The sequence below is a fragment of the Ramlibacter sp. AN1133 genome (assembly GCF_037890035.1).
Classification (GTDB): Bacteria; Pseudomonadota; Gammaproteobacteria; order Burkholderiales; family Burkholderiaceae_C; genus Ramlibacter.
This window is the reverse complement of sequence record NZ_JBBKTQ010000002.1, coordinates 23,353-48,772: the sequence shown is the minus strand read 5'-3', so window position 1 is coordinate 48,772 and position 25,420 is coordinate 23,353. Positions and strand designations below refer to the sequence as shown.

The 25,420-nt window shown below is 69.7% G+C and carries 25 protein-coding genes; 16 read left to right on the top strand and 9 right to left on the bottom strand.

Annotation, left to right across the window (positions count from 1 at the left end):
* Nucleotides 1-11: 11 nt before the first annotated feature.
* Entirely contained in the window at nucleotides 12-245 is a 234-nt protein-coding gene (locus tag WG923_RS02730) for a PepSY domain-containing protein (RefSeq protein ID WP_340349393.1), read from the bottom strand.
* Between the two features lie 170 nt (nucleotides 246-415).
* Between WG923_RS02730 and WG923_RS02725 the strand changes: the two genes are divergently transcribed.
* A complete protein-coding gene (locus WG923_RS02725) occupies nucleotides 416-1,204 on the top strand; it encodes a creatininase family protein (protein WP_340349392.1) in 789 nt (262 codons plus the stop codon).
* A gap of 14 nt (nucleotides 1,205-1,218) precedes the next feature.
* Complete coding sequence (locus tag WG923_RS02720) at nucleotides 1,219-2,502, top strand: YncE family protein (protein WP_445322889.1); 1,284 nt, start codon at nucleotides 1,219-1,221, stop codon at nucleotides 2,500-2,502.
* A gap of 16 nt (nucleotides 2,503-2,518) precedes the next feature.
* Here the strand turns inward: WG923_RS02720 and WG923_RS02715 are convergent, their stop codons facing one another.
* Entirely contained in the window at nucleotides 2,519-3,028 is a 510-nt protein-coding gene (locus WG923_RS02715; RefSeq protein WP_445322888.1) for a hypothetical protein, read from the bottom strand.
* A gap of 108 nt (nucleotides 3,029-3,136) precedes the next feature.
* Between WG923_RS02715 and WG923_RS02710 the strand changes: the two genes are divergently transcribed.
* The 3 genes from WG923_RS02710 to WG923_RS02700 are packed head-to-tail and all read left to right on the top strand — an operon-like array spanning nucleotide 3,137 to nucleotide 5,892.
* Nucleotides 3,137-4,357 (top strand): helix-turn-helix domain-containing protein, encoded by a 1,221-nt coding sequence (locus WG923_RS02710; protein WP_340349390.1) that lies wholly within the window; start codon nucleotides 3,137-3,139, stop codon nucleotides 4,355-4,357.
* 44 nt (nucleotides 4,358-4,401) lie between these two features.
* Nucleotides 4,402-5,094: a Vgb family protein gene (locus WG923_RS02705; RefSeq protein ID WP_340349389.1), complete on the top strand. Its 693-nt coding sequence runs from the start codon at nucleotides 4,402-4,404 to the stop codon at nucleotides 5,092-5,094.
* Nucleotides 5,095-5,109: 15 nt separating this feature from the next.
* Nucleotides 5,110-5,892: a DUF899 domain-containing protein gene (locus WG923_RS02700; RefSeq protein ID WP_340349388.1), complete on the top strand. Its 783-nt coding sequence runs from the start codon at nucleotides 5,110-5,112 to the stop codon at nucleotides 5,890-5,892.
* A 66-nt stretch (nucleotides 5,893-5,958) separates the two neighbouring features.
* Here the strand turns inward: WG923_RS02700 and WG923_RS02695 are convergent, their stop codons facing one another.
* The 4 genes from WG923_RS02695 to WG923_RS02680 form a co-directional block, all read right to left on the bottom strand.
* A complete protein-coding gene (locus WG923_RS02695) occupies nucleotides 5,959-7,698 on the bottom strand; it encodes an alkaline phosphatase D family protein (protein WP_340349387.1) in 1,740 nt (579 codons plus the stop codon).
* A 120-nt stretch (nucleotides 7,699-7,818) separates the two neighbouring features.
* Nucleotides 7,819-9,804: an acyl CoA:acetate/3-ketoacid CoA transferase gene (locus WG923_RS02690; RefSeq protein ID WP_340349386.1), complete on the bottom strand. Its 1,986-nt coding sequence runs from the start codon at nucleotides 9,802-9,804 to the stop codon at nucleotides 7,819-7,821.
* A gap of 282 nt (nucleotides 9,805-10,086) precedes the next feature.
* Entirely contained in the window at nucleotides 10,087-11,478 is a 1,392-nt protein-coding gene (locus tag WG923_RS02685) for a DUF5666 domain-containing protein (RefSeq protein WP_340349385.1), read from the bottom strand.
* The gene (locus tag WG923_RS02680) at nucleotides 11,475-12,395 is read right to left on the bottom strand and encodes a DUF6502 family protein (protein ID WP_340349384.1); all 921 of its coding nucleotides are present in this window, start codon (nucleotides 12,393-12,395) and stop codon (nucleotides 11,475-11,477) included. Before WG923_RS02680 ends, WG923_RS02685 begins: the two co-directional genes overlap by 4 nt.
* A gap of 1,483 nt (nucleotides 12,396-13,878) precedes the next feature.
* Here WG923_RS02680 and WG923_RS02675 point away from each other — a divergent pair.
* Nucleotides 13,879-14,895 (top strand): tetratricopeptide repeat protein, encoded by a 1,017-nt coding sequence (locus tag WG923_RS02675; RefSeq protein ID WP_340349383.1) that lies wholly within the window; start codon nucleotides 13,879-13,881, stop codon nucleotides 14,893-14,895.
* 271 nt (nucleotides 14,896-15,166) lie between these two features.
* On the opposite strand, the gene WG923_RS02670 is transcribed toward WG923_RS02675, so the two are convergent.
* On the bottom strand, nucleotides 15,167-15,790 hold the full coding sequence (locus WG923_RS02670; RefSeq protein WP_340349382.1) for a hypothetical protein: 624 nt from the start codon (nucleotides 15,788-15,790) through the stop codon (nucleotides 15,167-15,169).
* Between the two features lie 168 nt (nucleotides 15,791-15,958).
* Here WG923_RS02670 and WG923_RS02665 point away from each other — a divergent pair, with 168 nt between their 5' ends.
* The 7 genes from WG923_RS02665 (at nucleotide 15,959) to WG923_RS02635 (ending at nucleotide 21,483) form a co-directional block, all read left to right on the top strand.
* Nucleotides 15,959-16,330 (top strand): pyridoxamine 5'-phosphate oxidase family protein, encoded by a 372-nt coding sequence (locus tag WG923_RS02665; RefSeq protein WP_340349381.1) that lies wholly within the window; start codon nucleotides 15,959-15,961, stop codon nucleotides 16,328-16,330.
* Nucleotides 16,331-16,356: 26 nt separating this feature from the next.
* The gene (locus WG923_RS02660; protein ID WP_340349380.1) at nucleotides 16,357-17,163 is read left to right on the top strand and encodes a 2-keto-4-pentenoate hydratase; all 807 of its coding nucleotides are present in this window, start codon (nucleotides 16,357-16,359) and stop codon (nucleotides 17,161-17,163) included.
* 135 nt (nucleotides 17,164-17,298) lie between these two features.
* The gene (locus WG923_RS02655; RefSeq protein WP_340349379.1) at nucleotides 17,299-17,775 is read left to right on the top strand and encodes a 4Fe-4S dicluster domain-containing protein; all 477 of its coding nucleotides are present in this window, start codon (nucleotides 17,299-17,301) and stop codon (nucleotides 17,773-17,775) included.
* Nucleotides 17,776-17,788: 13 nt separating this feature from the next.
* The gene (locus WG923_RS02650; protein WP_340349378.1) at nucleotides 17,789-19,636 is read left to right on the top strand and encodes an aldehyde ferredoxin oxidoreductase family protein; all 1,848 of its coding nucleotides are present in this window, start codon (nucleotides 17,789-17,791) and stop codon (nucleotides 19,634-19,636) included.
* A 9-nt stretch (nucleotides 19,637-19,645) separates the two neighbouring features.
* Nucleotides 19,646-20,920, top strand: coding sequence for an NAD(P)/FAD-dependent oxidoreductase (locus WG923_RS02645; RefSeq protein ID WP_340349377.1), 1,275 nt, complete (start codon nucleotides 19,646-19,648; stop codon nucleotides 20,918-20,920).
* 6 nt (nucleotides 20,921-20,926) lie between these two features.
* The gene (thiS, locus tag WG923_RS02640) at nucleotides 20,927-21,184 is read left to right on the top strand and encodes a sulfur carrier protein ThiS (RefSeq protein ID WP_340349376.1); all 258 of its coding nucleotides are present in this window, start codon (nucleotides 20,927-20,929) and stop codon (nucleotides 21,182-21,184) included.
* Complete coding sequence (locus WG923_RS02635; RefSeq protein WP_340349375.1) at nucleotides 21,184-21,483, top strand: hypothetical protein; 300 nt, start codon at nucleotides 21,184-21,186, stop codon at nucleotides 21,481-21,483. The genes thiS and WG923_RS02635 overlap by 1 nt, the downstream gene beginning before the upstream one ends.
* A gap of 37 nt (nucleotides 21,484-21,520) precedes the next feature.
* Here the strand turns inward: WG923_RS02635 and WG923_RS02630 are convergent, their stop codons facing one another.
* On the bottom strand, nucleotides 21,521-22,714 hold the full coding sequence (locus WG923_RS02630; RefSeq protein ID WP_340349374.1) for a PQQ-dependent sugar dehydrogenase: 1,194 nt from the start codon (nucleotides 22,712-22,714) through the stop codon (nucleotides 21,521-21,523).
* Between the two features lie 96 nt (nucleotides 22,715-22,810).
* Here WG923_RS02630 and WG923_RS02625 point away from each other — a divergent pair, with 96 nt between their 5' ends.
* From WG923_RS02625 to WG923_RS02615, 3 genes are all read left to right on the top strand, one after another.
* Nucleotides 22,811-23,086, top strand: a complete 276-nt coding sequence (locus tag WG923_RS02625) for a hypothetical protein (RefSeq protein WP_340349373.1) — start codon at nucleotides 22,811-22,813, stop codon at nucleotides 23,084-23,086.
* 102 nt (nucleotides 23,087-23,188) lie between these two features.
* Nucleotides 23,189-23,407: a hypothetical protein gene (locus tag WG923_RS02620; protein WP_340349372.1), complete on the top strand. Its 219-nt coding sequence runs from the start codon at nucleotides 23,189-23,191 to the stop codon at nucleotides 23,405-23,407.
* A complete protein-coding gene (locus WG923_RS02615; protein WP_340349370.1) occupies nucleotides 23,408-23,719 on the top strand; it encodes an ATPase with chaperone activity in 312 nt (103 codons plus the stop codon).
* Between the two features lie 60 nt (nucleotides 23,720-23,779).
* Here the strand turns inward: WG923_RS02615 and WG923_RS02610 are convergent, their stop codons facing one another.
* Nucleotides 23,780-25,303, bottom strand: a complete 1,524-nt coding sequence (locus tag WG923_RS02610; protein WP_340349369.1) for a sensor histidine kinase — start codon at nucleotides 25,301-25,303, stop codon at nucleotides 23,780-23,782.
* Between the last annotated feature and the right edge of the window lie 117 nt (nucleotides 25,304-25,420).

The following is a 25,420-nucleotide window of genomic DNA, read 5'->3' as shown; positions in this document are numbered from 1 at the left end:
CCGCTGCCGTCCTAGCGGGACCGCCCGGTCTTCGCGTCGATGACGATGAGGCGCACGTCGCCCGCCGGGGTGAGCACCTTGATGCGCCACACCAGGCTGTTGTCGACGTGGAGGCCGCGTTCGACCGCCAGCACGCGGCCGGGAACCACGCTCTGCGCGATCGAGGTGGCCTGGTTGCGGTCGACGTCCGCCCAGGCAGGCGGCAGCAGGAAGAGCAGGCCCAGCAGCAGGGCGCCCGAAGTCACGGAACGATGCTGCCTCAGCCTCGGGGCATTTCGATGGCGCATGGGGGTTCCTTTCATGTTGCGTTCGAGCATAGGCGCTCTTACATGAACGAGAGAGGAACGAGACCGCCCAGCCCCTGCGCTAGCGCGCAAACCCCGTGCGCCGCCTCCCTCGTGCACAATTCCGTCGCGTGACCCGCACCGCCATCACCGCCCACGTGCTGTTCGTCCTGCTGCTTGCAGCCTGGGCGCCTCCTTGCGCTGCGGCACAGCTACAGCTCGACGGCCTGACGTGGCCGGAAGTGCGCGACGCGCTGCGCGGCGGCAGCACGACCATCCTGATCCCCGTCGGCGGCACGGAACAGAATGGCCCGCACATGGCCCTTGGCAAGCACAACGTGCGGGCCGCGCGGCTGGCCGAACGCATCGCCACGCAACTGGGGCACACCCTGGTCGCTCCGGTGGTGGCCTACGTGCCGGAGTCCGCCGGGCACATGCGTTTTCCCGGCACGATCTCGGTGTCCGGGGAGGCCTTCAGCGGCATCGTCACGGGAGCGGCGCGCAGCCTGCGCCAGCACGGCTTCCGCGACATCGTGCTGCTGGGCGACTCGGGCGACTACCAGCCGCTGCTGCGGCAGGTGAGCGAACGCCTGAACCGCGAATGGGCCGGCAGCGGCGCCCGCGTGCACTACATCGCCGCCTATTACCAGGCGGCCACGACCGGCTACGCCCAGCTGCTGCAGGAGGCCGGCTTCTCGCCCGCGCAGATCGGCCCGCACGCCGGGCTGGCCGACACCTCCCTGATGCTGGCCGTCGACGCCTCGCTGGTGCACACCGATCGCCTGGCAGAGGCCTCGCCGCAGACCGGCGTGACCGGCGACCCGACGCGCGCCTCGGCCGCGCTGGGACAGAAGGGCGTCGACCTCATCGTCGGGAAAACCGTCACCGCGATCCGCCAGGCCCTGGCGGGAACGCGGTGAACACGAAAGAAACCTTGCACGTGAACCAACTCCGCGCACTTTGTGCCGCCCTCTCCATGGCGGGTGCACTTGCCCCCGCGTACGGGCAGATTGCCGCGCCCGCACCGGTGCCGGTCGCGCCCGTGGTGACCGTGCCGGGCATGCCCGGCGTGCCCGACCCGCGCAACCTGTACAGCGAGACGAGAGCCGGCAAGCTGTCGCCCGCGGTGGCCGGACACCTGGAACGCGTCTATGTGCCCAACCGCGGGGATAACACGGTGTCGGTGATCGACCCCGCGACGCTGCGCGTGGTGGACCGCTTCCGCGTGGGCGTGAATCCGCAGCACATCGTGCCCTCCTGGAACCTGCAGGTGCTCTGGGTGGCGAACAACGCCGAGGGCCGCACCGACGGCAGCCTCACGCCCATCGATCCGCGCACCGGCAGGCCGGGGCCCTCCGTGCCGGTGGACGACCCCTACAACATGTACTGGTCGCCAGACGGCCGCTACGCGATCGTGGTGGCGGAGGCCTACAAGCGGCTGGACTTCCGCGACGCCGCCACGATGCGCCTGGTGTATTCGATCGAGACGCCGGATTGCGGCGGCATCAACCACGCCGATTTCTCCATCGACGGCACGCACGCCCTGTTCACGTGCGAGTTCGATGGCGGCCTCACCAAGGTGGACCTGGTGAACCGGCGCGTCGTCGGCACCATCAAGCTGTCGCGCTATTTCGACCGGCCCGACGTGCTGGAGATGCTGCAGCGGCCCGGCCGCAGGCCGCGCCGGATGATCGACCCCACGGTGCCGCGCACCGTGATCGTCTCGGCCACGCCCATGCCGCAGGACATCCGGGTGTCGCCGGACGGCCGCCGCTTCTACGTGGCGGACATGGTCTCGGATGGCGTGCACGTGGTGGACTTCGCCACCTTCCGGCAGGTCGGCTTCATCCCGACGGGCGTCGGCACGCATGGCCTGTATCCGAGCCGCGACGGCACGAAGCTGTACGTGGCGAACCGCGGCAGCAACCGCGTGCATGGACGCCCGCGCGGCAGGGGCAGCGTCTCGGTGATCGACTTCGCGAGCGAACGGGTCGTGGCCGACTGGGGCATCCCCGGCGGCGGCAGCCCGGACATGGGCAACGTGAGCGCGGACGGCCGCTATCTCTGGCTGTCCGGCCGCTACGACAACGAGGTCTACCGCTTCGACACCTCCGACGGCAACGTCGTGCGCGTGAAGGTCGGGCGCGAGCCGCACGGGCTCACCGTCTGGCCGCAGCCCGGGCGCTACAGCCTGGGCCACACCGGCAATCTGCGCTGACCGACGGGGCGCAGGTTCAGCGGACCGCCCGAGGGCTGAAGCGTGCCTCCGCCCAGGCAAGCGCACTCGCGCGCGTCAGCCTGAAGCCGGGCGAGACGCCCGCTTCCCCCAGCACCTCGCCGGCCGCGTCGGTGGCCCGCAGCACGGCGGACGGCGACTCTTCGTCCGGCGTGATATCCAGCGTGACGCTCACGCGCCCCGCCTCGTGCGAGATCTCGATCGCATGGTGCAGGCTCGCATGCAACTGCTGCTCGTGCCGGCGCACGAACTCGGTGGCGGTCTTCACCAGCGTGTGGAAGGCCGCGGTGTCCAGCGGCTTGGGGTTCTTCTTGTCGCGCCCCATCGTCCAGGGGCCGACGAGCGCGGGTTCCACCTGGCCATCGGGCGTCATCGCCACCGCCCAGCCATCGTCCTCCTCGTTCTTGATCACCCGGGCCGTCCAGCCGTTGTCCTTCCACAGGCGTGCTTCGTGAATGGCTTCCTGCCCGTTGCCGCTATCGGATTCGTCCATGCAGGATTGTTGCATCCTCGGTCCCGGCAACGCGCCGTTCCCGCCCGTGCCGCCTAAACTGCCGCGGCACGGCGCCTGGCACGCCGCGTGCACCCGCATGCGCGGGGCCTCCACCGAACTTCCATGGACGCACTGATCTCCGCCTCTGCGCGTGCGCTCGCCGCCGGCGACGCGCTGGGCGCGCTCAAGCGGGTGGCGCTGCGCGACGACCCTCCGGCCCTGGCGCTGCGCGGCATCGCGATGGCGCAACTGGGCGAGCACGCACGCGCACGCGAGCTGCTGCGCCGCGCGCAGCGCGCCTTCGGCCCGCAGGAACAGCTGGCGCGGGCGCGCTGCGTGCTGGCCGACGCCGAAGTCGCACTGGCGATGCGTGAGCTGGGCGGCTCCTTGCGCGCGCTGCAGGCAGCAACGGCCACGCTGGAGCGCCACGGCGACCGCGCCAACGCGCTGCACGCCCGCCTGCTCGCGGCACGCCGTTCGCTGCTGATGGGGCGCCTGGCGGACGCGCGGGTCTTGCTCGCGTCCGTGGACGCGTCCACATTGCCGCCGGCCCTGGCCGCCGTGGCGGAACTGGCGGCGGCGGAACTGGCCTTGCGCTGCCTGCAGTCCGCCGCCGCGCGATCCGCGCTCGGGCGCGCGCACCAGGCCGCCTACCGCTCCGGCATTCCCGCGCTGATCGGCGAAGTCGCGCAGGCACGCAGCGCGCTGGAGCGGCCTGCCGCGCGGCGCGTCACCGCGGGTGCGACGGTCCCCTTGAAGCTGCACGAGGTCGAGGCCTTGCTCGCCTCCGATGCGCTGGTGCTGGATGCCTGCCGCCGCGGCCTCGCCCTGCGCGGCGCCTGGCAGTCGTTGGTGCGCCGGCCCATCCTGTTCGCGCTGGCCCGTGCGCTGGCGCAGGCCTGGCCGCAGGACGTGGAGCGCGACGCACTGATCGCCACGGCGTTCCGCACGCGCCGGCCGGACGAGACGCATCGCGCGCGCCTGCGCGTGGAGATCGGCCGCCTGCGCGCGCTGGTCCAGGGCATGGCAGGCATAGCGGCCACGGCGCGCGGATTCGTGCTGCGGCCCGAGGGGGCGGCGGAGGTCGTCGTGCTCGAGCCGCCGATCGAGGGTGAGCTGGCCTCCGTGGTGGCCTTGCTGGCGGATGGAGCGGCCTGGTCCACGTCGGCGCTCGCGCTTGCGCTCGACGCCAGCCAGCGCACGGTGCAGCGGGCGGTGGCGCAGCTCGAGGCGGCGGGGCAGGTGCGCGCCATCGGCCAGGCGCGCTCGCGCCGCTGGGTCGCCGCGCCGCTGGTGGATTTCACGACAATCTTGTTACTCCCCGCTGCGCTGCCCGGTGCGTAGAGTCCTTTCCATCGCCTGGCCTGCAGGCGCGAAAGGACCCCGAGATGCCCGACACCACACCCCGCGAGCGGCCCGCCGACCAACCGCCTTCGTACCCTCCCGCGCACCCGGCCGAGGTCGTCCGCGAACTCGGCCCCTTCCCCGGCACGAGCAGCATCGCCGGCGTGAGCCATGACGGTCGGCACGTCTGGGCCGCGGGCGGCACGCAGTTGCTGGCCATCGATCCGCAATCCGGCGAAGTGGCGCGCTCGCTGCCCTGCGCCTGCGACGCCGGCACGGCTTTCGACGGCAAGCACCTCTGGCAGATCGCCGAGACGCACATCCACAAGATCGAGCCGGCGACGGGCAAGGTGCTGGCGTCCATCCCCGCACCCGGCGGCGGCGGTGACTCGGGCCTGGCCTGGGCCGAGGGCAGCCTGTGGGTGGGCAACTACCGCGGCCGCAGGATCCACCAGGTCGATCCGAAAACGGGTGCGATCCGGCGCACCATCGAATCGAACAGCTTCGTCACCGGCGTCACCTGGGTCGACGGCGAACTGTGGCACGGCACCTGGGAAGGCGACGAGAGCGAGTTGCGCCGGCTGGACCCGGACAACGGCGAAGTCCTGGAGCGCCTGCAGATGCCACCCGGCGCCGGCGTGAGCGGCCTGGAGTCCGACGGTGCCGGCCTGCTGTACGCAGGCGGCGGCCCCAGCGGCAAGCTGCGCGTCGTGCGCCGGCCCCGCGCCCGCACCTGACCCACGGAGCACACCATGAGCACCCTCACGCACCCCATCGTTTCCGATGCGCAGTGGACCGAAGCGCGCAAGCAGTTGCTGGCGCGCGAAAAGGAGCTGACGAAGCTGCACGACCAGGTCGCCGGCGAACGCCGCGCGCTGCCGTGGCGGCGCGTCGCGAAGGACTACCGGTTCGACACGCACGAAGGCGCGCGCACGCTGGCGGAACTGTTCGCCGGGCGTCGCCAGCTGATCGTGCAGCACTTCATGTTCGGGCCCGGCTGGGAGCAGGGCTGCCCCAGCTGCTCGTTCATGGCCGACCACGTCGACGGCATGAACGTCCACCTGGCGCACCGCGACATCCGCTTCGTCGCCGTGTCGCGCGCGCCGCTGGCGGACATCCTGCGCTTTCGCGAGCGCATGGGCTGGCAGTTCGACTGGGTCTCGTCGCACGGCAGCGACTTCAACTTCGACTTCGGCGTGAGCTTCACGCCGCAGGAACTGGCCAGCGGCGAGGTGGCCTACAACTACCGCAAGGGCTTCTTCCCGGCGGAAGAGGCGCCCGGCCTCAGCGTGTTCTGCAGGGACGATGCGGGCGAGGTGTTCCACACGTATTCCACGTTCGGGCGTGGCGTGGAAGTGATGATGGGCGCATACCTGCTCATGGACCTGGCGCCGCAGGGCCGCAACGAGCGCGACGTGTTCTACAAGATGGAGTGGGTGCGGCACCACGACCGCTACGAGGCGGGCCAGCGCTTCGAGCCGGCGCCGCAGAAGCTGGCACCGCCGGCGGCGGCGTGTCCGCATTGCGAAGCGTGAGGCGCCTGGCCCGCCTGCAAGCCGGCGTCGGGGTCGGCGGATGGCGGTCGGCGGACGGGTGGACGGCTACACGCTGTGCAACTCGCGTCCCGCCGGGCCCGCCAGCGCCTGCAGGGACGGCCCGACCGCCACCGAGAAGCTGTTCCCGAACACCGAACCCACGAACACGAACTCGCCCGTCACCGAGGCCGGCGTGAAGCTCACGGCCACGTAACCACGCCGTGCGGTGTCCGCGTATTTCAGATCGGGCACCATCCGCAGGAACGAATCGGCGAGGAACTGGCGGCCGATCCTGGGGTGCGCGATCTCCAGCCCGGTCGATGTGACGGATGGCGTGGCGAACTCCACGCCGATCCGCCGCCCCGCCGTGTCGCGCAGGTCGTGCGCCCAGGCGTTATGGCTGTCGCCGGAGAGGACCACCAGGTTCCTGTCGCTGGCGCTCGCCATCGCCAGCACGCGTTCGCGCGCGGCGGGGTAGCCGTCCCAGTTGCCGAGCTCGTAGCCGATGCGAGGCTGCGCCACCAGGGCGCGCTGCGCATCGGTGCGGGAAGCCTCCGGTGTGTCCAGCGCGGCGAGGAAAGCGTTGATGGCGTCCTCGCTGAAGTCGTCGAACACCGACAGCGGAATGCGCATGCCGCCGAACACGAGCTGCTGGCCCAGCACCTGCCAGGTGGCGCCGGATTCCTGCAGGCGCGCAGCCAGCCAGGCTTCCTGCTCGGTGCCGAGCAGCTGCCGGGCGGGGTCGTCCGCTGCGCCCGCGAGATAGGCATCGCGGTTGGTCGGTGCATCGCGGCCGACGACGCGCGTGTCGAGCATGTGCAGCGACAGCAGGTTGCCGAAGTCGAAGGAGCGGTAGATCCTGAGCGGGTCTGCGCCGGTGCGCGTGGGCATCCACTCGTGGTACGCCTGCACGGCGGCCGCCCGCCGCGCCGCGAAGCTGCCCTCCGTGGCCGGGTCGTGCCCGCCCGCGCCATCCCGCCAGATGTCGTTGACGAGCTCATGGTCGTCCCACACGGCGATCAGTGGCATGTTGCGCCGCAGGGCGCGCAGGTCCGCATCCGTGTGATAGCGCTGATAGCGCAGGCGGTACTCGTTGAGCGTGTGGAGTTCGCCCTGCGGATCCGCCTGGCGGCCGAGGGCACCTGCGGCCAGCTGCTCCGCGTCGGTCAGGCCCGTCTCGTAGATGTAGTCGCCCAGCATGAGCGCCGCGTCGAGGTCCGTCCGGTTGCTCGCGTGGTTGTAGACGTGGAACTGCCCGATCGAGTACGCCGCGCATGAGAACACGCCGAGCTTGACCTGCTGGACGCTGCCGGTCGGCAGCGTGCGTGTGCGACCCGTTTCGGAGACGACGGCGCCGTTCCTGAAACGATAGAAATAGCTGGTGGCGGGCTGCAGGCCGGTGACATCCACCTTCACCGTGCTGTCGTGGGCCGGTTCGGCGGTCACCGTGCCCGACTTCACCAGGGTCGAGAAGGAGGCGTCGAGCGCCACCTCCCACTGGAGCTGCACCGCTTCGGACAGGCGATTCGCACGCGTCCAGATGATGACGCGATCCGGCAGCGGGTCGCCGCTCGCAACCCCATAGCCGAAGGGATCCTCGTCGACATCGCCGCCGCCGCCGCAGGCACCCAGGCCGAACGTGCTGGCAAGCGCGAGCGCCGAGCCCGCGCCGATCACGAAGCGTCGCCGCGAGAATTCGGCGACGGCGAGCCCGGCATAGTCGCCCGAGGGTGGATCGACGGCAGCGTTTGCTGTCGTGGAGGCGTTGGCCCTTGCGATGGAGCGGTCGAGCTTTTCTTCTGTCATGGATCTCTCCGTGCGCCCTTGCCAACGGCATGGGAACGCCAGCGCCGCAGCCTAACCCGGCCGTCTCGATGGAGTGGGTCCAGGTAACGGCGTGTGACCGCGCAAGTGCCTGGGCAGCGTCTACCCCGCCGCCGCGGATCCCTGGCTCCACAAGTCCGCCCGCGCCAGCGCCGCGCTGGCGTGGATGTGGGGTGCGACGCCTCGCCGCTCGAGCGCTTCACCGAGTTTCGCGCGCAGGAAGGTACTCGTGGTGTAGCGGGACACGCCGCTGTAGTACCGCTCGGCGACGTCATGCACCATGCCGACGTACGCATCGAGGACGTCCGGCAGGACATCGAAGTTGTCATAGCAGACGATGACCGGCACCTTCCGGCCCAGCGGCTGCAGCCGCTGCTGCAGCTGGGCGCCGATCTGCTCCACGTCGTGCTGGTTGCGGACCGTCAGGCCCTCGAAGTTCGCGAAGAACAGGCCCTGCGCGGCATCGAAGCTGAAACGCTGCTCCAGCGGCAGGAGCAGCATGTCCTGCCGCAGTTGCATCGGCTCGGGCCGGAAGATGCGCGCGTCCATGAGGCCGGGCGTCTTGCGCATCAAGGGCTGGAAGTCCATGCAGGCGAGCACGTCGCGCTCGATGTCGATGCCGGGCGCCACTTCGACCAGCTCCAGCCCTTGCTCGCACAGCCGGAAGACACAGCGCTCGGTGACATAGAGCACCGGCTGGCCGCGCTTGAGCGCCTCCGCGCCGCTGAAGGTGCGGTGCTCCACCTCCTGCACGAACTTGCGGTGCTGCGAATCGCGCAGGATGCGCAAGCTGCCGTCGCGCAGCTCGAAATGAGGCTTGCCGGCGCTGAACGTACCGACGAAGACGACCTTCTTCGCGTTCTGGCTGATGTTGATGAAGCCGCCCGCACCGGCCAGACGCTCCCCGAAGCGGCTCACGTTCAGGTTGCCGTGGCGGTCGGCCTGGGCCAGGCCGAGAAACGCGATGTCCAGGCCTCCGCCGTCGTAGAAGTCGAACTGGTAGGGCTGGTCGATGATGGCCTGCGTGTTGATGGCGGCGCCGAAGTTCGCCCCCGAGGCCGGCACGCCGCCGATGACACCCGGCTCGGCGGTCAGCGTCAGCAGTTCGATCACCTTCTCCTCGTTGGCGACGCTGGCGATCCCCTCCGGCATGCCGATGCCCAGGTTGACCACGCTGTTGGCCGCCAGTTCGAGCGCGGCGCGCCGGGCGATGATCTTGCGCACGTCGAGCGGCATGGGCGCGACGGCGCTGGCCGGCACGCGCAGCTCGCCGCTGTAGCCGGCGGAGTAGGGCGTCCCGAAGGTCTGCCAATGGTTCTCGGGGCGGGCGACCACCACGCAGTCGACCAGCACGCCGGGCACCTTGACCTGCCGTGGATTGAGCGTGCCGCTTTCCGCGATGCGCTCCACCTGGGCGATGACGATGCCACCGCTGTTGTGGGCCGCCGTGGCCACCGACAGGCTCTCCAGCGTCAGGGCCTCGCGTTCCATGGTGAGGTTGCCGTCGGCGTCGGCGCTGGTCGCGCGGATGATCGCGACGTGGATGGGGAAGGCCTTGTAGCAAAGGCACTCGCGGCCGCCGAGATGGCACAGTTCCACCAGATCTTCCGTGGTGCGGTCGTTCATCTTCCCGCCGCCGAGGCGAGGGTCGACGAACGTGCCCAGGCCCACGTGGCTCAGGTGGCCCGGCCGGCCGCCCGCGATATCGCGGAACAGGCACGAGATGACGCCCTGCGGCAGGTTGTACGCCTCGACCTTGCCCGCCACCGCGAGCTTTCCGAGTCCGGGGACCAGGCCCCAGTGGCCGCCGATCACCCGCTTGACGAGGCCTTCGTGGACCAGGTGGTTGAGGCCCTTGCCGTGGCCGTCGCCCTGGCCCGCTGCGTAGACCAGGGTGAGGTCGCGCGGCGTGGCGGTGCTGCGAAAGCGCTCCTCGAGGGCGATCGCGATCTCCTCGGCGAAGCCGATGCCGATGAACCCGGTGGTCGCGACGGTATCGCCGTCGCGGATCAGGGCGACGGCCTGGGCCGCGGAGACGATCTTGCCGGTATCGGAGTGGCCCGGCGAGCGGGGGCGCAAGAGACTCATGATGTCCTCAGGCGCGCCGGGATGAGGGTCGGTCCGCCGGAGGCGCTGCGCGCAGAGCGGCTTGCGCCCGTGGAGGTGGCGGCAACTTGCGGCACGCCTGCGCTTGGCCGCCGTGATGACGATGGACGTCACCCTGGCAGCGATGATGCGCCCGGATGAGGAGGGTGTGCCCCGGGCCGGCCGGAAACTTCGGGGAAGCCTGAGGCAGGTCAAAGGCCGCGGGGAATGGCGTCGGAATTGCACGCCGTTGCTTCGGGGTCCGGCGGCGCCTCGGGGCGCGCATCACTTGCCTCCGCCTCCGCCTCCGCCTCCGCCGCCACCGCCACCGCCACCGCCCCCGCCCCCGCCGCCGCCGCCTCCGCCGCCACCGGAACCGCCACCGCCACCGGAACCGCCACTTCCACCCCCGCCGCCACTGCTGCCGGAACTGCCGGAGGAGCCCGAGCTTCCCGCGCCACCTCCGCCTGAACTCGACCCGCTCGACCCGCTCGACCCGCTCGACCCGCTCGACCCGCTCGACCCGCTCGACCCGCTCGATCCACTGGACCCATGCCCGGAACCCGAACCAGACCCTGAGCTCCCCCCTCCCGCGCCGCCCGGCCCGCCCGGTTCGATCACGACCCGGTCGATCGCGATGCGCCGCTCGGCATCCATGCGCCCCGTCACGCGGACGAACTGGTTGACGGTCAGGTCGCTTGCGCTGCCGCCAAGCACTTGCGCATCGGCGTTCAATTGCAGCCTGTCATGCCCCAGGCTGATGGAGCCGGCGCCCAGTTCCTGCACATAGCCCTCGAGCACCACGTCGCTCACGAGCCCGATGTCGTCGCGCGCCGGGTCGATCGTCACGCGTTGCGCGAACAGCGTGCTCCCGTCCCATGGACCGGCCGCGCGCACATGCTGGCCGCGTGCGAGTTCGCGCGGTGTCGTGCGCGGGTCCAGCTGCACGCGCGTGCCGTTGACCTGCATGGCACCCGGGGCGATCGCATCGACGCGCCCCGACACCTGTGCCTCGCGGGGAGCGGTAGCGGGCAGTGGCTCGACCTGCGTGGCCGTGAGCACGCCGTCGGACCTCCGGTACCCGCTGATGCGCACCCACTCGCCGCTGCGCTGGGCGCCGGGCTTCGGCACGATCACGTCCTCGCCCAGCACCCGGATCGTCCGGCCCTCGTCCTTGATGGCGTCCACGGGGCCGACCAGCGCGTGCATCACGGAAATCGATTCCGCACGCAGGTCCTTGCCCTGGCCCACGGCCCGGACGGCGACGACCTGGCCGACGACGAGCTCGCTCACGGAACTCGGCAGCCCGTTCTCGGAAACCGGTGTGTCGCGATCGAACTGCACCTCGAGCCCGTTCACGCAGATGCTGGCGAAGCCGGTGATCGAGCCGACGATGCCCGTCCCGCCGATGCCGCCGCCGGGCGAGCTCGCGCGCGCCGTGACTCCCGTGCCGCCGATGCCGCCCCGTCCGCCGCCCGCCCCGCTGCCTCCCCCGGTTCCGCCGATGCCGCCGGTGCCGCCCGTTCCCGTCCCGCCCGAGGCCGTGCGCGCCAGCGGATTGACCGGCGACGCCCCGGAGCTGCAGGTGTCCTGGGCCGCCGCAGACATGGCCAGGCCGCCCCACAGGAGGACGGTCCACAGTGCGCCCGCCAGGCGCCGGGGACGATGGGATGTCATTTCGACGCCTTCTTGCGGCCTGGCCGGACCGGCGCCCCGGACGCAGGCGCCCGCGAGCCGGCGCGCGCCGCATCCGCCGGGGGCGCGTCCGACGCCTCGGCATAGAAGTACACGCCGAAGGTCATGCGCTGGCGGGGCAGCGAGGTCGTCCCCCCTCGCTTCGCCAGCGAAAGCGCGCTCTTGTTGACGGCCACGAGCGCCTCCATGCCCAGCGTGCCCGCCTGGCGCGCGAGCTGTTCCACGGCGTTCGCACTCAGTCCGTCGTAATGCACGCTGCGCTCCATGAAGGGCGGCTCGCCACCCAGCAGGTTGTGCGCGGCGGCAGCGGCGTGGTCGTGCACGTTGTGGCCGAAATAGAAACTCATCTCCTCGAAGCCCTTGCTCGGCACGAACGCGCCCGCATGCAGGCGCACGCGGCCGTCCTCGTCGATGTCCACGACGCCCAGGCGCAGCCATTCGTCGAGAACGACACGGGGACGGATGTCGCGATTCACGCGCGCGACCAGGGCCTCGAAGGACAGCTCCGCGCCTTCGCTCGCGAAGCGGGCCAGGGGCCGCGGCCGGCCCTTGTCGTCCACGTACGGGGGGGCGCCCATCCACTGCGCGACCACCTGGGCGCCGAGGGAGATCACCTCGGGCACGACCTCTTCACCCGATTCCAGCACGGCCCGCAGCCGGCTGACTTCCTTCCGGTGAACCCCGGACACCAGGCTGACGCGGCTGTCGGTCGGCACCTTGCCCTCCAGCCGGAAGTCCCGGTCCGCCACTTCCACGAACAGCGACTTCAGCAGCTCGCTGGCGTAGGTGAAGGTCATGCCACGCGCGAGCATGACCTTCACGAGCGGGCGCAACGCATGGCGCAGCGCCTGGATCAGCGCGCGCGGCGGCGTGGCGTGGGACGAAGGGCTCTCAGGCATACCGAAGGGCAAGTGGCTCGTGACGGTCCGCAGTCTGGCGGTTGGCGTGGGTAATTGTCACACAAAAAACGTGGACGTGGAAAAGATTCCCACGTAGGCTCCGTTTCGGCTGTGGGAAACTTTCCCACAGCCAATCAGGCGAAGCAGGATTGCACCCGCAATCCTCTCCGGATCGGCAAGTGTCGAGTACTCCAAGGAGATGGACATGATCGACTTCAGAAAGACCGCAGCCAACGGACTCGTCGTGTTGACGTTGTGCTTGTTCTCGGTATCCGCTCTCGCGCATGGCGGTGGTGGTGGTGGTGGCGGTGGCGGTGGCGGTGGCGGAGGTGGCGGAGGCGGAGGCGGAGGCGGCGCTGGCGCTGGCGCTGGCAGTGGCAGTGGCAGTGGCAGTGGCGGCGGCGGCAGTTCGGGTTCGTCCGGCAGCTCGGGTTCGTCCGGCAGCTCGGGTTCGTCGGGAAGCTCGGCGTCCTCAGGCGGTTCGGGCTCGTCGGGCAACTCGGGGCCGTCCGGCAACTCGGGGCCATCGGGCAATTCCGGGCCGTCGGGCAACTCGGGGCCAGGGAGCGGCAACAGCGCGAATGGGGGGATCGCGGGACATGGCCACAGTGCCGACGACGCGGCCGGACACGAAGCGGGGCACGGCCTGGGCCATGCTGCCGACGACGCGGCGGGTCACGAAGCGGGACATGGCCTGGGCCATGCCGCCGACGACGCGGCGGGTCACGAAGCGGGGCATGCCGTCGGCCATGCTGCCGATGACGGCGCAGGCCATCGCTGAGCGGGCGCGGCGGCGAAGTCGCTTCGCCGCCCGGGGGCTGCCCGCGGGCGCCGCAGGTGCCCGACCGGTAGCCTCAGTCTTCGGCGGCAGCGCTTCTGGACCGGGGAATGGTGAGGAGTGCGCAGTCCTCGCGAGCAGCCTGGAACCGGGGGGCGGTGTGCCGTCACGGCGCGGACCGGCGGGGCGGTGCTGTTCAAGGGCGCGCGGCTGGTGACGTCCGGAGTGATGCGAAGCTCGCGGCGCTGCGTGACGAAGTGGCCGAGCTCACGCCGTCACGCTGGGTAGCAAGGCCGCCAACGGGTCGCAGGCGGGATCCCGGGCTCGAAGGGGCTCGCCGCCGCGGCAGCCATGGAGCTGACGCGTGGCGCAGAAGCGAGGGATAGCCAAATGTTCCTCAGTTGAGCCGATTCCGTCCTGGAACAAGGGGAAGGGCCCAAGTAGCATCGCAATCATGCCGGCGGGTGGCAAGTCCCGGGTTTCAACATGAAGGCGTTCAGAAGGAGCAGAGCAGTGTCAGTGGAGTGTGGCGTTTCGAATTGGAAAATGAGTCTGCATGTTGCGGCACCTGGCGGGGCGAATGTGGGTCGGCGCAATGGTACGTCGCTCCCGCAGGCCGGCTACGCAGCAGGCAAACACCACGGGCATCCGGACATTTCGCTGGCGCCACTGGCTCGTACCACGAAGAGAGTGCAGCATCGCCACATGCCCTTCCACGGTGCAATTTCGCTTGCGCTCACTTCGGGCCGACGCGCCCTCCTGTGCGTGTGCGTGGCGCTCACGACACTGACGGCCCCAGTCTCCTTGCGCGCGGCACCCGAAGCCCCGACGATCGTGCGTGCCAGGGAACTCCTGGACAGCTACCACGGCGAACAAGCGAAGCTCGAGGACGCTGCCGCGCTGATCAAGAAGGCCCATGAAGCGAACCCGAAGGACGCCCACGTCTACCTGCAGGCTGCCCGCGCGGTAGTCCTCGGCGGCTTCCTGGGCTTCGGGCGGTACGAAGCAGGATCGTTCGACTCGTACGTGGCGTTGCTCGATCGTTCGCTCGAGCTCGATCCGACGATCCCCAAGACACACATCCTGAAGGCGCAGGTGTACGGCAGGACCGGCCATTTCCCGGAGGAACTTCGCGAGCTGGAGGCGGCCAAGGCGCTTGGCACCCAGGATCCCTGGCTCAAGATCGAATACGCCCGCTACAACAAGAACATCGGCAAGCGCTTCGATGCCTACCACCTTTATCGCGAGATCGAAGACGCCGGCCCGGGCACGTCCGCGTCCGAGCGCAATGCTTTCTGCGAAGCTCTCATGAGCTTGCACGGCTGGCGGATCGGCGACGAAGACATGGAGAAGAAGAAGCGCAGACTGGCGGCGGCCGCACTGAAAGCGCGTATCCCGACGGACGCTTGGACGCCCCTCTCCTGGGCCGAGGTCTTCATCGGCGAGGGCATGTTCGACGACGGCATTGCCTACGGACGCGAATCGCTGAAGACGAGGGACTTCGGGGGCGCGCGGATGGCATTGGCGCTCGGCCTGTATGTGAAGGCTGCACAGGAAATGGACCACGGCAAGACGCAGAAGGATCCGGGGGTCCAGGCACTGATCCGCGAAGCGAACGCGTTGAAAGTGCCGCGCAGCGCGCTCCTGCAATACCTGGGGCAGTACCAGTCGAACAGCAAGGTCACGCCCTACCGCGCGGCATTGGAGAAGATCGTTCTCTAGCCAGCAGCTCGCGCAGCCATCGCCGCAGTGGCCGCGCTGCTTCGAGTCAGCGCCGGGGATTCGAAGCGTCCGCAGCGGGCCGGGGCGACTCGGGAAAGTGGGGGAGTTTCCCGTCGAGACACACCCAGGCTGCGCGCTGGACGTCCTCGACGGTCCGGCCGGGTCTGCTTCCGGCGATCCCATGCGGACCTGGCGGAATTGGCGCGGCTGCTGCAGGAGGCTTGAGGCGAGCCACGGTGCAGGCGGGGATGCTCGTGCAAACGCCGGCTTTTCAGAGCGGATTGGGTCCCGTGAAGACGACGGTGATCGGCCGCGCCGGCTTCTTCCCCTGTTCCATCATCCATTTCCGGGCGAATTCGCGCACCGTCTTCTCGGCGGTCCGCTGTTGCGCGTCGAGGTACGCCGCCGCTGCGCCCCGCTGTGAAAGCTCGGGTCCGAGATGGCGGAGGGCGTTCTCGCGGTTCGGCGCTGCGGCGGGCGAGAACACTCCCTTCCTGGTCTCGATCTCCATCGTGGCGGTATCGAATGCAACCGGCTGCCGCAGTCGCATGGCGGGGACCGTGAGCTTGTAATGGTCGCCTTCGAGGTCGAGCCGCCATTCGGGGGCGAGCGGGATCTGGTACACGTAGTGCGCCTTGACGCGGATCGTCGACATGGTCTTCGGCAGCTCGCTGCAGTCGACGATCGGGCAATCCCATGAGGTGCGCCAGCCGAATTCCTCGACCTTCTCCATGGCGCTCACCTCCAGCAGCCCGCCCGGTGTGCGAATCATCTCCACTTTCGCAGGGTCGAGGAGTTCGACGCGCTCCTCGGGCCCGGACTTCCCGGATTGCTGCCAGGCGACCACGGCGACACCCAGCAACACCGCTGCCGCTCCAAGAGCCACTTTGTTCATGGTGAGCCTCAGGATGGAAAAGCCATTGTCGCTCGCCCTCCAGTCGCAGAGCTACGACCGCGAGGACGGGTGCCGGCCAAAGGGGGCATCCCGCCCGCCGGGTGCCGCTGCTACATTGACGCCGGGCGTCGTTCGCCACGCTCCATTCAACCCCTGGGGGCCATGGTCATGACCATTCCTGTCGATGTGTCCAGGCTGGCGGAAGTGCTGGCGCGTTACCGCTTTGCCTACCTGCTCACGGCGAGCGAACGCGGGGCACCGCATGCGGTCGCCGTCACCGCGGTGCTGGAAGGCGGCGAGCTGGTCGTGAAAGAGACCGGGCGCCGCACCCGCGACAACGCCCAGCAGCGGCCTGAGATCGCCCTGGTGTGGCCACCGCAGTCGGAGTCGGACTATTCCTTGATCGTCGATGGCCGGGCCGTCGTGGCGGGCGCCGGTTTGCGCGTCACGCCCGATCGCGCCGTCCTGCACCGGCCCGCGCCGTCCGGGCCAGCTGCCGCCCCGGGCACGTGCGGTTCCGACTGCGTCGAGATCGCGTGAGCCATGTTCCCTCCAGGAGGACCGGCGTGACCGACCGACATCCCGCTTCGGACGCGGTGCGCGACGCCGCGCAGATCATCGCGGCAGCCCGAAGAAGCCTGGCGCCGCTGCCGCCCCTGCCGCAAGCGCTCGCCCCGCAGGGCGTCGACGACGGCTACCGCATCCAGTCGGAGGTTCATCGGCTCCTGGCGCCCGGGCTGGGCCCGCTGGTCGGCTACAAGATCGGCTGTACCAGCGACGTCATGCAGGAGTACCTTGCGATTCCCCACCCGTGCGCAGGGGGCATTCCTGCACGAGCGGTGCACCAGGGCGGGGTGGTGCTGGACGCAGCGGGTTTCGTCCGCGTCGGTGTCGAGTGCGAGATCGCGGTCCGTCTCGGCCAGGACCTCGTTCCCGCAGGCGCACCCTTCACCGGCGATTCGGTGGCGGACAGCATCGAGTGCTACCTGCCGGCGATCGAGATCGTCGACGACCGCTACGTGCACTGGGAGACGCTCGGCGCGCCGACCCTCATCGCCGACGACTTCTTCGCCGCCGGCGTGGTTCTCGGTCGACCGGTCCCACGCTCCGCGGTCCCGGATCTGCTGCAGGTGCAAGGCCGGACCTTGATCAACGGCCGGGAGGCGGGCCGGGGGTCCGGCGCCGACGTCCTCGGCCATCCGCACCATGCACTGGCCTGGCTGGCCAACCACCTGGCGAGGCAAGGGACGGCGTTGCGGGCCGGCGAGATCGTGATGACCGGCAGCCTGGTCAAGACCGTGTGGCTCCAGGCGGGCGATGCAGCGACGATGGAGTTCTCCGGCCTGGGAAGCGTCCAGGTCGCGTTCGCCTGATCGAAGGAAGGCGGCCAGGCAAGGGCCCGGGCCTTGCCCCGGAAAAGCCTCTCGAAATACCGCACTAGGGTTTTCCCCTATGAAGCGCGAGCCATACGGTTCCAAGAATGCGCTGCGAACTTTAAGGGGACCCCCATGCGGAAGATGTTGCATCTGAACGCCGAGAAATGCACGGGCTGCCTGCAGTGCGAAATGGCGTGCTCGTACGAACACCACGGCGTCTTCGCGCCCGCGAAATCGCGCATCAAGGTGTTCGAATTCCACGCGACCGGCAAGAAGGTCCCGTACACCTGCACGCAATGCGACGAGGCGTGGTGCCTGCATGCCTGCCCTGTCGAGGCGATCACCCTCGACCGGCTGACCGGCGCCAAGGTCGTGAACGCGACGACGTGCGTGGGCTGCAAGGTCTGCACGGTCGCCTGCCCGTTCGGCACGATCAACTACCTGCAGGAAACCGGCAAGGTGCAGAAATGCGACCTCTGCGGCGGCGAGCCGAAGTGCGCGGAGGCCTGCCCCACCGGCGCCATCACCTACATCGACGCGAACTGGACCGGCCTCGAGCGCATGCGCCAGTGGGCGGACAAGGTCGGCAACCAGCCCGCAGCGGCCTGAAGGGGGAACGAACATGTCCTGGACCGGAAAGATCCTTCGCGTCGACCTCACCCGCGGCACGGTGAAGTCGGAACCCCTCAACATGGACTGGGCGCGCACGTACGTCGGCTCGCGCGGCCTCGCCACCAAGTACCTCGTCTCGGAAATCGATCCGAAGATCGATCCGCTGTCGGTGGACAACAAGATGATCTGGGCGACCGGCCCGCTCACGGGAACGGCGGCCTCCACCGGGGGGCGCTACACGGTCGTCACCAAGGGGCCGCTCACCGGTGCGATCGCGTGCTCCAACTCGGGCGGCTACTTCGGCGCGGAGCTGAAGTTCGCCGGCTGGGACATGGTCATCTTCGAGGGCAAGTCGCCCAAGCCCGTGTACCTGTACATCAACGACGACGTCGCCGAGCTGCGCGATGCCGCGCACCTTTGGGGCAAGTCGGTCTGGGAAACCGAGGAGACGCTCAAGAAGCAGCTGCAGGATCCGCTGACCCGCGTGTCGAGCATCGGCGCCGCGGGCGAGCACCAGGTGCTCTTCGCCGCGATCGTCAACGACATGCACCGGGCCGCGGGCCGCTCCGGCGTGGGCGCGGTGGCGGGCAGCAAGAACCTCAAGGCCATCGCGGTGCGCGGCACCAAGGGCGTCGGGAACATCAAGGATCCGGCGCGCTTCATGCAGGTCGTCAAGGAGAAGAAGCAGATCCTGAAGGACAACGCGGTCACCGGCCAGGGCCTGCCCGCCTACGGCACGCAGGTGCTGATGAACGTGATCAACGAGATCGGTGCGCTGCCCACGCGCAACCACCGCGACAGCCAGTTCGAGGGCGCGAAGGACATCTCCGCCGAGGCGATGGCCACGCCGCGCAAGACCGACGGCAAGAAGCACCTGGTGACCAACCAGGCCTGCTTCGGCTGCACGATCGCCTGCGGCCGCGTCAGCAAGCTCGACGCGGGGCATTTCACGGTGAAGAACAAGCCCGAGTATTGGGGCGCCTCCGGCGGCCTGGAGTACGAGGCGGCCTGGTCGCTCGGCGCCTCCAACGGCGTGAACGACCTCGAGGCGCTGCAGTACGTCAACATGCTGTGCAACGAGCAGGGCATGGACCCGATTTCCTTCGGCGCCACCGTCTCCGCCGTGATGGAGCTGTACGGCATGGGCGTGCTCACCAAGGAGCAGATCGGCATCGAGGCGCCGTTCGGCTCGGCGCAGGCGCTCGTGTTCCTCGCGGAGGCCACGGCCAAGGGCGAAGGCTTCGGCAAGGAACTGGGGCAGGGCTCCAAGCGCCTCACCGCGAAGTACGGGCACCCGGAACTGTCGATGTCGGTCAAGGGCCAGGAGTTCCCGGCCTACGACGGCCGCGGCATCCAGGGCATCGGCCTCGGGTACGCGACGAGCAACCGCGGCGCCTGCCACCTGCGCGGCTACACGGTCGCCTCCGAAGTGCTCGGCATCCCCGTGAAGACCGATCCGCTCGTGAGCGAGGGCAAGCCCGAACTCGTGAAGGCCTTCCAGGATGCGACGGCGGCCTTCGATGCGTCGGGCCTGTGCGTCTTCACCACCTTCGCGTGGGGCCTGGCGGACCTCGCACCGCAGCTGGCCGCCGCCTGCGGCGACCAGTACACCACCGAGGAGCTGGAAAAGATCGGCGAGCGCATCTGGAACATGGAGCGCGACTTCAACAACCGGGCCGGGCTGACGGCCGCCGACGACCAGTTGCCCAAGCGCCTGCTCGAAGAGGCCATCAAGACCGGGCCGGCCAAGGGCAAGGTCAACGAGCTCGGGAAGATGCTGCCGCGCTACTACGAAGTGCGTGGCTGGAACCCCGACGGCACGCTCAAGCCCGAGACCCGCGAGCGCCTGGGTCTCTGAGGAGGCGCGATGCACCACGTCATCCTCGGCGCCGGACCGGCGGGCGTGATCGCGGCCGAGACGATCCGCAAGCATCGTCCCGACGACCGCATCACCATCATCGGTGCGGAGCGCGAGCCGCCCTATTCGCGCATGGCGATCCCTTACCTGCTCGCGGGGAACATCCCCGAGTCCGGCACCTGGCTGCGGCACGATGCCGAGCACTTCGCGCGGCAGCGCATCGAGTTGATGCAGTTGCGCGTGACCGCGGTCGATTCGCAGGCGCGGACCGTCACGCTGCCGAGCGGCGACAAGCTCGCGTTCGACCGCCTGCTGATCGCCACGGGGGCCCGCCCCGTGAAACCGCCCATCCCCGGCATCGACCGGCCCGGCGTGCATCATTGCTGGACGCTGGAGGACGCGCGCCACATCATGGAGCTCGCCAGGCCGGGCGCCCGCGTGGTGCAGATGGGTGCCGGCTTCATCGGCTGCATCATCATGGAAGCGCTCGCGGCGCGCGGCGTGCAGCTGGCGGTGGTCGAAATGGCCGACCGCATGGTGCCGCGCATGATGGGCCCCGTCGCCGGCTCCATGATCAGGGACTGGTGCGTCGCCAAGGGCGTGCAGGTCTTCACCGGAACCCGCGTCGAGGAAATCGCGGCCGCGTCGCCGCTGCGGGTGCGCCTGTCGGACGGGCAGGCGCTCGATGCCGACCTGGTGATCAGCGCCACCGGCGTGAAGCCTTCGATCGGCTTTCTCGAGGAGTCGGGGATCACGTGCCTCGCCGGCGTCCTGACGGACGCGCACATGCAGACCAACGTGCCGGGCATCTACGCCGCCGGAGACTGCGCGGAAGCGTTCGACAAGATCACCGGCCGGACGATGGTCAGCGCGATCCAGCCCAACGCGGCGGACCAGGCGCGCATTGCGGGGATGAACATGGCGGGGCTGGAGGCGGAACTGTCCTGCGTGACGTACATCAACGTACTGGACACGCTGGGGCTGGTCTCCGCCAGCTTCGGCGACTGGCAAGGAGCTCCCGGCAGCGAGCAGGCCGAGTTCACGGACCGTGAAGGCGTGCGGCACCTGTCGCTGCGCTTCGACGGCGACGTGATGGTCGGCGCCAATGCGATCGGCTGGACCCAGCACGTCGGCGTGCTGCGGGGGCTCGTCGAGGGACAGGTGCGGCTTGGCGGGTGGAAGGACAAGCTGCTCGAGGATCCGACGCGCATCATGGAGGCCTACCTCGATGCCGCACAGGCCCAGGGCCGCTGGCAGGGAGCGGCCGATGGGCGCAGGCGCTAGGAGCGAATGAAGATCACGTTCAAGCTGTTCGCCTCGCTGACGGATTACCTGCCGGCGAACCGCGAACGCGGCAGCAACCGCGTCGACATCGAGGTGCCGGAAGGCGCGTCGATCGGCGAGATCGTCGCGCCCTTCCAGCTGCCGCAGAAGATGGTGCACCTGGTGCTGGTGAACGGCGTCTTCGTGCCGCCCGCCGAGCGGGCCACGCGGCGCCTGTCCGATGGCGACGTGCTTGCCATCTGGCCGCCGATCGCGGGCGGCTGATGCAGGCGTACTATCCCGCGCGGTTCGAGCGCGACACGGCCGGCACCGAGGCCGAGTGGCTCGCGCGCCTGCCGCGGGCGATCGGGGATCTCGCATGGCAGCGCGAAGCCGGCGGCGCGTGCGTGCGCATCGCCGGCGGCACGCTGCATCTGTCGTGGCGCGCCGCGCCGCCGCGCCGCATCGCGCTGCTCGAACTCGCGCGCCTGCACGTTGCCTTCGCGTTCGACAACGTCGACGACGAGGCGCGCCATGCGTTCATGAAGCGGTTCGACCTGTACATGCTTCGCGGCGGCGGTTAGCCGCGCCGGCTCCCTGCGGCCGGCCGCGGGGACCGGGCTACTGGAACACGCGTTCGATGCGCAGGACCTCACCTGCCGCCGTCAGCACGTACAGCTCCCGCTGGCCGTCCTCGCCGAAAGACACGACCGTCCCCATGCCCGCGATGAACTGTCGATCGGCGGTCGCAACGCCACCGCTGAAGACGAAGCTGCGCAGCCAGCCGCTGCAGAGGTCGGAATAGAAATACCTGCCCTGGATTTCGGGGAATGCGTTCCCGCGATAGACGAATCCGCCAATGATCGAACATCCGCCATTCGCATCGTGCCCGTATTCCAGCACCGGCAAGGTCACCCCGGTCCTGTCGCAAGGATCGGCCGGAAAGCACGACCTTCCCTCGGTGACGTTCCAGCCGTAGTCGAGCCCTGCGCTGTCGGCGGCGCTGACATCCACTTCCTCGATCCGGGACTGTCCCACGTCGGCGATGTAGAGACGGCCGGCGGGAGGATCGAACGCGTAGCGCCACGGGTTGCGCAGGCCGTACGCCCAGATCTCGGGGCGCCGGTTGGCCTGGCCCCGGAATGGATTGGTGGCAGGGATGGAGTAGGGCGCCGCGGCGCTGGCGCCGTTCACGTCGATGCGCAGCAGCTTGCCGAGCAGCGAGTCGAGGTTCTGCCCGTTGCCCAGTGGATCGCCGCCGCCTCCGCCGTCTCCGGTCCCGAGGTAGAGGAAGCCATCGGGTCCGAACCGCACCAGCCCGCCCTTGTGATTGGAGAACGTGCGGTGGGGGATCGTCAGGATGCGCAGCGGCGCCGCATCCGCGAGGTCGGGATCGGCTGCGGAGCGCCGGAAGCGCTCGATCGCGATGTCGCCGGTCGCCTCGGTGAAATAGACGTAGAAGAATCCGTTGACGGCATATTGCGGGTCGAAGGCCATCGACAGCAGCCCGCCTTCGCCTTCGGTGCCGACGCGCGCCGAGATGTCCAGGAAGGGCACGGCCGATCTGGCGCCGCCCTTCACGAGGACGATGCGGCCCGCCCGCTCGACGACGAAGAGACGCGCATCGCCGGCGGGAGCGGTGGCGAACATGGGCTCGTTCAAGCCCGAGACGGCGACGGACGTGACGAGCGCGAAGGGGCGCGCGGGCGGCGGGGCAGCATTGCCGCCGCCGCCCGCGTCGCCCGCGCTGCCCGCGCCGCCTCCGCCGCAGGCGGCGAGGACCGCTGTCAGGAGCAGGAGGAGGACTGGCTTCATGACGACCTCGTGCGGGCAGTCTACCGGGATGGCATGGCGCAGCGTCCGCTGCGTGCAGCCCATGCGCTAACCTTGGCTTTTTTGGGGAGGCTACCCATGAGCGAGTTCAGCGAGGCAACACCACTGACATTCGGCATGCTCCTGGAAGCCCTCGATGGGTGCGGCCAGGCCGTCGGATTCGCGCTGGCCGGCACCTTGAACACCTCGGGCACGGATCGCAGCCTCATCCTGAAGATTGCGGAGAGCCTGCAGACGCTTTCGGTTGCCGGCCGCTTCCCCGGCCCGGCCGGCCACTGCATGGGCGGGATCGTCCACGGCATGCAGTCCTTCCTGATGGTCGGAGAGAAGGACGACGGCGCGCCGCTGTTGTAGTGCCTCATCAGCCGGCAGCCCTGCGCAAGCTCCGGTGACTTCGCGGGGGTATTGCCTCCTCGCACGGCGCGGTTGAGCCAGTTTTGCCGGACAATCCGGCCGATGCAGAACAAGGGTGAAGCGGCCGCTCCGGTCGAAACAGAAATCCACGTTGTCCTCGAGGACGAGGCAGAGCTCACGGCCAAGGAACTCGCGCAGGAGCGCAAGGCGGCCATCGAGGAACACAAGCGAATGGCATGGCTGGGGCATACGCCCGCTCAGCTGGCCGGCCGCATTCCAGTGTCGGTGTTCGAGCTGGGCAACCACCTCGCGAACGCCTGAGTGGACGATCCCAACCAGATCGAGGTGCCACCCTCGTTCGTGGCGTTGTTCGCCAGTCCCGGCGGCTATCGCCTCAAGCAGCCGATGAACGAGGTGCGCGAGCGCTACGAGCTGTGCGAAGACCTGGCGCAGATCCTGTGCGAGCAGGCGTCGACCGCCGCGTTCAAGTCGGGTGCCGGTCCGGGCGAGGTGCTGGCCCGCATGCAGGCGGCGCTGTCGGCCGAGGGTGGCTCGCTGCGGGAGTCCGAGCCGGCCTGGGTCGTGACGCGTGTCGCCGAGCTCCTGGCCTGGGAGTTGCCGGGCGGCAGCTGAGGCTGCTGCCCCCATCGAGGGACAAGGCCCCACGCCGAGCCGCGTGGGGCGCCTGCCGGCCTACGACCCGCGCAAGGGGAAGTGCGCCGTGACCCGTGTGCCTTGGCCGGGCGCCGAATCGATCGCGAGCCGCGCCCCCAGCAGCGCGGCGCGCTCCTCCATCGACACCAGGCCGAAGTGGCTCGATCGCACCTCGGGCGCGCGGTAGCGCTCCACATCGAAGCCGCGGCCGTCGTCGGCCACCTGCAGCACGAGCTGGTCGCCTTCGATGGCCAGCGACACCGAGATCTTGCTGGCGCCCGCATAGCGCGCGGCGTTCGTGAGCGCCTCCTGCGCGATGCGAAAGCAGGCCGTCTCCACCTCGTCGGCGAAGCGCCGGTCCCCGATGCCGCCCTCGTAGGTGCCGGACCACCCGGCCAGCGAGGCCTGTTGTTCCACCATGGCTTCGAGCGCGGCATCGAGCCCGAGGTCATCGAGGGCAATGGGCCGCAGGATCAGGCCCAGCTGCCGGGTATGGTCGATGACCTGCTTGACCAGCTCCGTGCTGGGCTGCACCCGGGCTTCGCCCACGTCGCGCGACAGTTCGGCCAGGCGCATGCGCAGCAGCGTGAGGAACTGGCCGGTCCCGTCATGGAAGTCGCGGGCGATCCGGCCGCGTTCCTGTTCCTGCGCGCGGATCAGCCGCGACGACAGCTCCCGCAGCCGCTCCTTCGCCTCGACGAGGTCCGCATTCGCCCGGGTGAGGTCTGCGGTGCGCCCGGCGACCTCGGCCTCCAGGCGGTTGTTCAGGGCGCGCAGTTCCTCCTGCGCGCGCACCCTCTCCTGGATCTCGGCGTGCAAGGCTTCGTCGGTGCGCCTGCGCTCCGACAGGTCGCGCGTGACCTTGACGAAGCCCTGCAGCTTCCCGTCCGCGTCGTGCAGCGGCGCCACGGAAACGCTGGCCCAGAAACGGGAGCCGTCGCGGCGCACGCGCCAGCCCTCCTCGTCGAACCGGCCGGACTGCGCGGCCAGCGCCAGCACCTGCGCGGGGCGGTCCGCCGCGATGTCCTCCGGCGTGTAGAAGACGGAGAGCGGCCGGCCCAGGATCTCCTCGCGGGTGTAGCCCTTGATGCGCTGCGCCCCGGCGTTCCAGCTGCGCACGAGACCCTCGGGGTCCAGCACGATGATGGCGTACTCGAGGACGCTTTGCGCCATCAGCTCGTCGAGCTTGCGCTGCGTCACGTCGTTGAAGAGGACGCCCACCAGCCGTTGTTCCGGCGCGCCCCAGCGGAACGCATGGACTTCGTACCATTTGCCCGGCGTCGCGGCGCGTTGCTCGAAGCGCGCGGGCTCGCCGGTCCGCGCCACGCCGCCGAAGGCCTGGACCCAGGCATCCTGGAGTTCCGGGGCGAGCTCGCTGATGCGGCGGCCCAGGGCCTGCACCCGGCCGGTCTGCACCTCGTAGGCCCGGTTCACTTCCCGGAGAATGCCGTCCCGCGGATTTCCGGCGTCGTCGAACAGCATCTCGAGGATGCAGAAACCCTCGGCCATGTGGTCGCACAGGAGGCGATACATGGACTCGAACTGGCTTTCACGATCCCGCAATCTGGAGACTCCTGGCTGACGGACGGGCCGCGGCGCGGTGGCGCTGCCGCTGTCCGGGAAGACTGGAACGGTCCCGCATTCTCACCGCGCCTGCCGCTTCACGCCACGCGGCATCCC

Bases quoted from the DNA above. Each gene is read 5' to 3' on its own strand.
- WG923_RS02715 (WP_445322888.1), bottom strand. From the start codon at position 3,028: ATGCAACAATCCTGCATGGACGAATCCGATAGCGGCAACGGGCAGGAA.
- WG923_RS02710 (WP_340349390.1), top strand. From the start codon at position 3,137: ATGGACGCACTGATCTCCGCCTCTGCGCGTGCGCTCGCCGCCGGCGAC.
- WG923_RS02705 (WP_340349389.1), top strand. From the start codon at position 4,402: ATGCCCGACACCACACCCCGCGAGCGGCCCGCCGACCAACCGCCTTCG.
- WG923_RS02700 (WP_340349388.1), top strand. From the start codon at position 5,110: ATGAGCACCCTCACGCACCCCATCGTTTCCGATGCGCAGTGGACCGAA.
- WG923_RS02695 (WP_340349387.1), bottom strand. From the start codon at position 7,698: ATGACAGAAGAAAAGCTCGACCGCTCCATCGCAAGGGCCAACGCCTCC.
- WG923_RS02690 (WP_340349386.1), bottom strand. From the start codon at position 9,804: ATGAGTCTCTTGCGCCCCCGCTCGCCGGGCCACTCCGATACCGGCAAG.
- WG923_RS02685 (WP_340349385.1), bottom strand. From the start codon at position 11,478: ATGACATCCCATCGTCCCCGGCGCCTGGCGGGCGCACTGTGGACCGTC.
- WG923_RS02680 (WP_340349384.1), bottom strand. From the start codon at position 12,395: ATGCCTGAGAGCCCTTCGTCCCACGCCACGCCGCCGCGCGCGCTGATC.
- WG923_RS02675 (WP_340349383.1), top strand. From the start codon at position 13,879: ATGCCCTTCCACGGTGCAATTTCGCTTGCGCTCACTTCGGGCCGACGC.
- WG923_RS02670 (WP_340349382.1), bottom strand. From the start codon at position 15,790: ATGAACAAAGTGGCTCTTGGAGCGGCAGCGGTGTTGCTGGGTGTCGCC.
- WG923_RS02665 (WP_340349381.1), top strand. From the start codon at position 15,959: ATGACCATTCCTGTCGATGTGTCCAGGCTGGCGGAAGTGCTGGCGCGT.
- WG923_RS02655 (WP_340349379.1), top strand. From the start codon at position 17,299: ATGCGGAAGATGTTGCATCTGAACGCCGAGAAATGCACGGGCTGCCTG.
- WG923_RS02650 (WP_340349378.1), top strand. From the start codon at position 17,789: ATGTCCTGGACCGGAAAGATCCTTCGCGTCGACCTCACCCGCGGCACG.
- WG923_RS02645 (WP_340349377.1), top strand. From the start codon at position 19,646: ATGCACCACGTCATCCTCGGCGCCGGACCGGCGGGCGTGATCGCGGCC.
- thiS (WP_340349376.1), top strand. From the start codon at position 20,927: ATGAAGATCACGTTCAAGCTGTTCGCCTCGCTGACGGATTACCTGCCG.
- WG923_RS02635 (WP_340349375.1), top strand. From the start codon at position 21,184: ATGCAGGCGTACTATCCCGCGCGGTTCGAGCGCGACACGGCCGGCACC.
- WG923_RS02630 (WP_340349374.1), bottom strand. From the start codon at position 22,714: ATGAAGCCAGTCCTCCTCCTGCTCCTGACAGCGGTCCTCGCCGCCTGC.
- WG923_RS02625 (WP_340349373.1), top strand. From the start codon at position 22,811: ATGAGCGAGTTCAGCGAGGCAACACCACTGACATTCGGCATGCTCCTG.
- WG923_RS02620 (WP_340349372.1), top strand. From the start codon at position 23,189: ATGCAGAACAAGGGTGAAGCGGCCGCTCCGGTCGAAACAGAAATCCAC.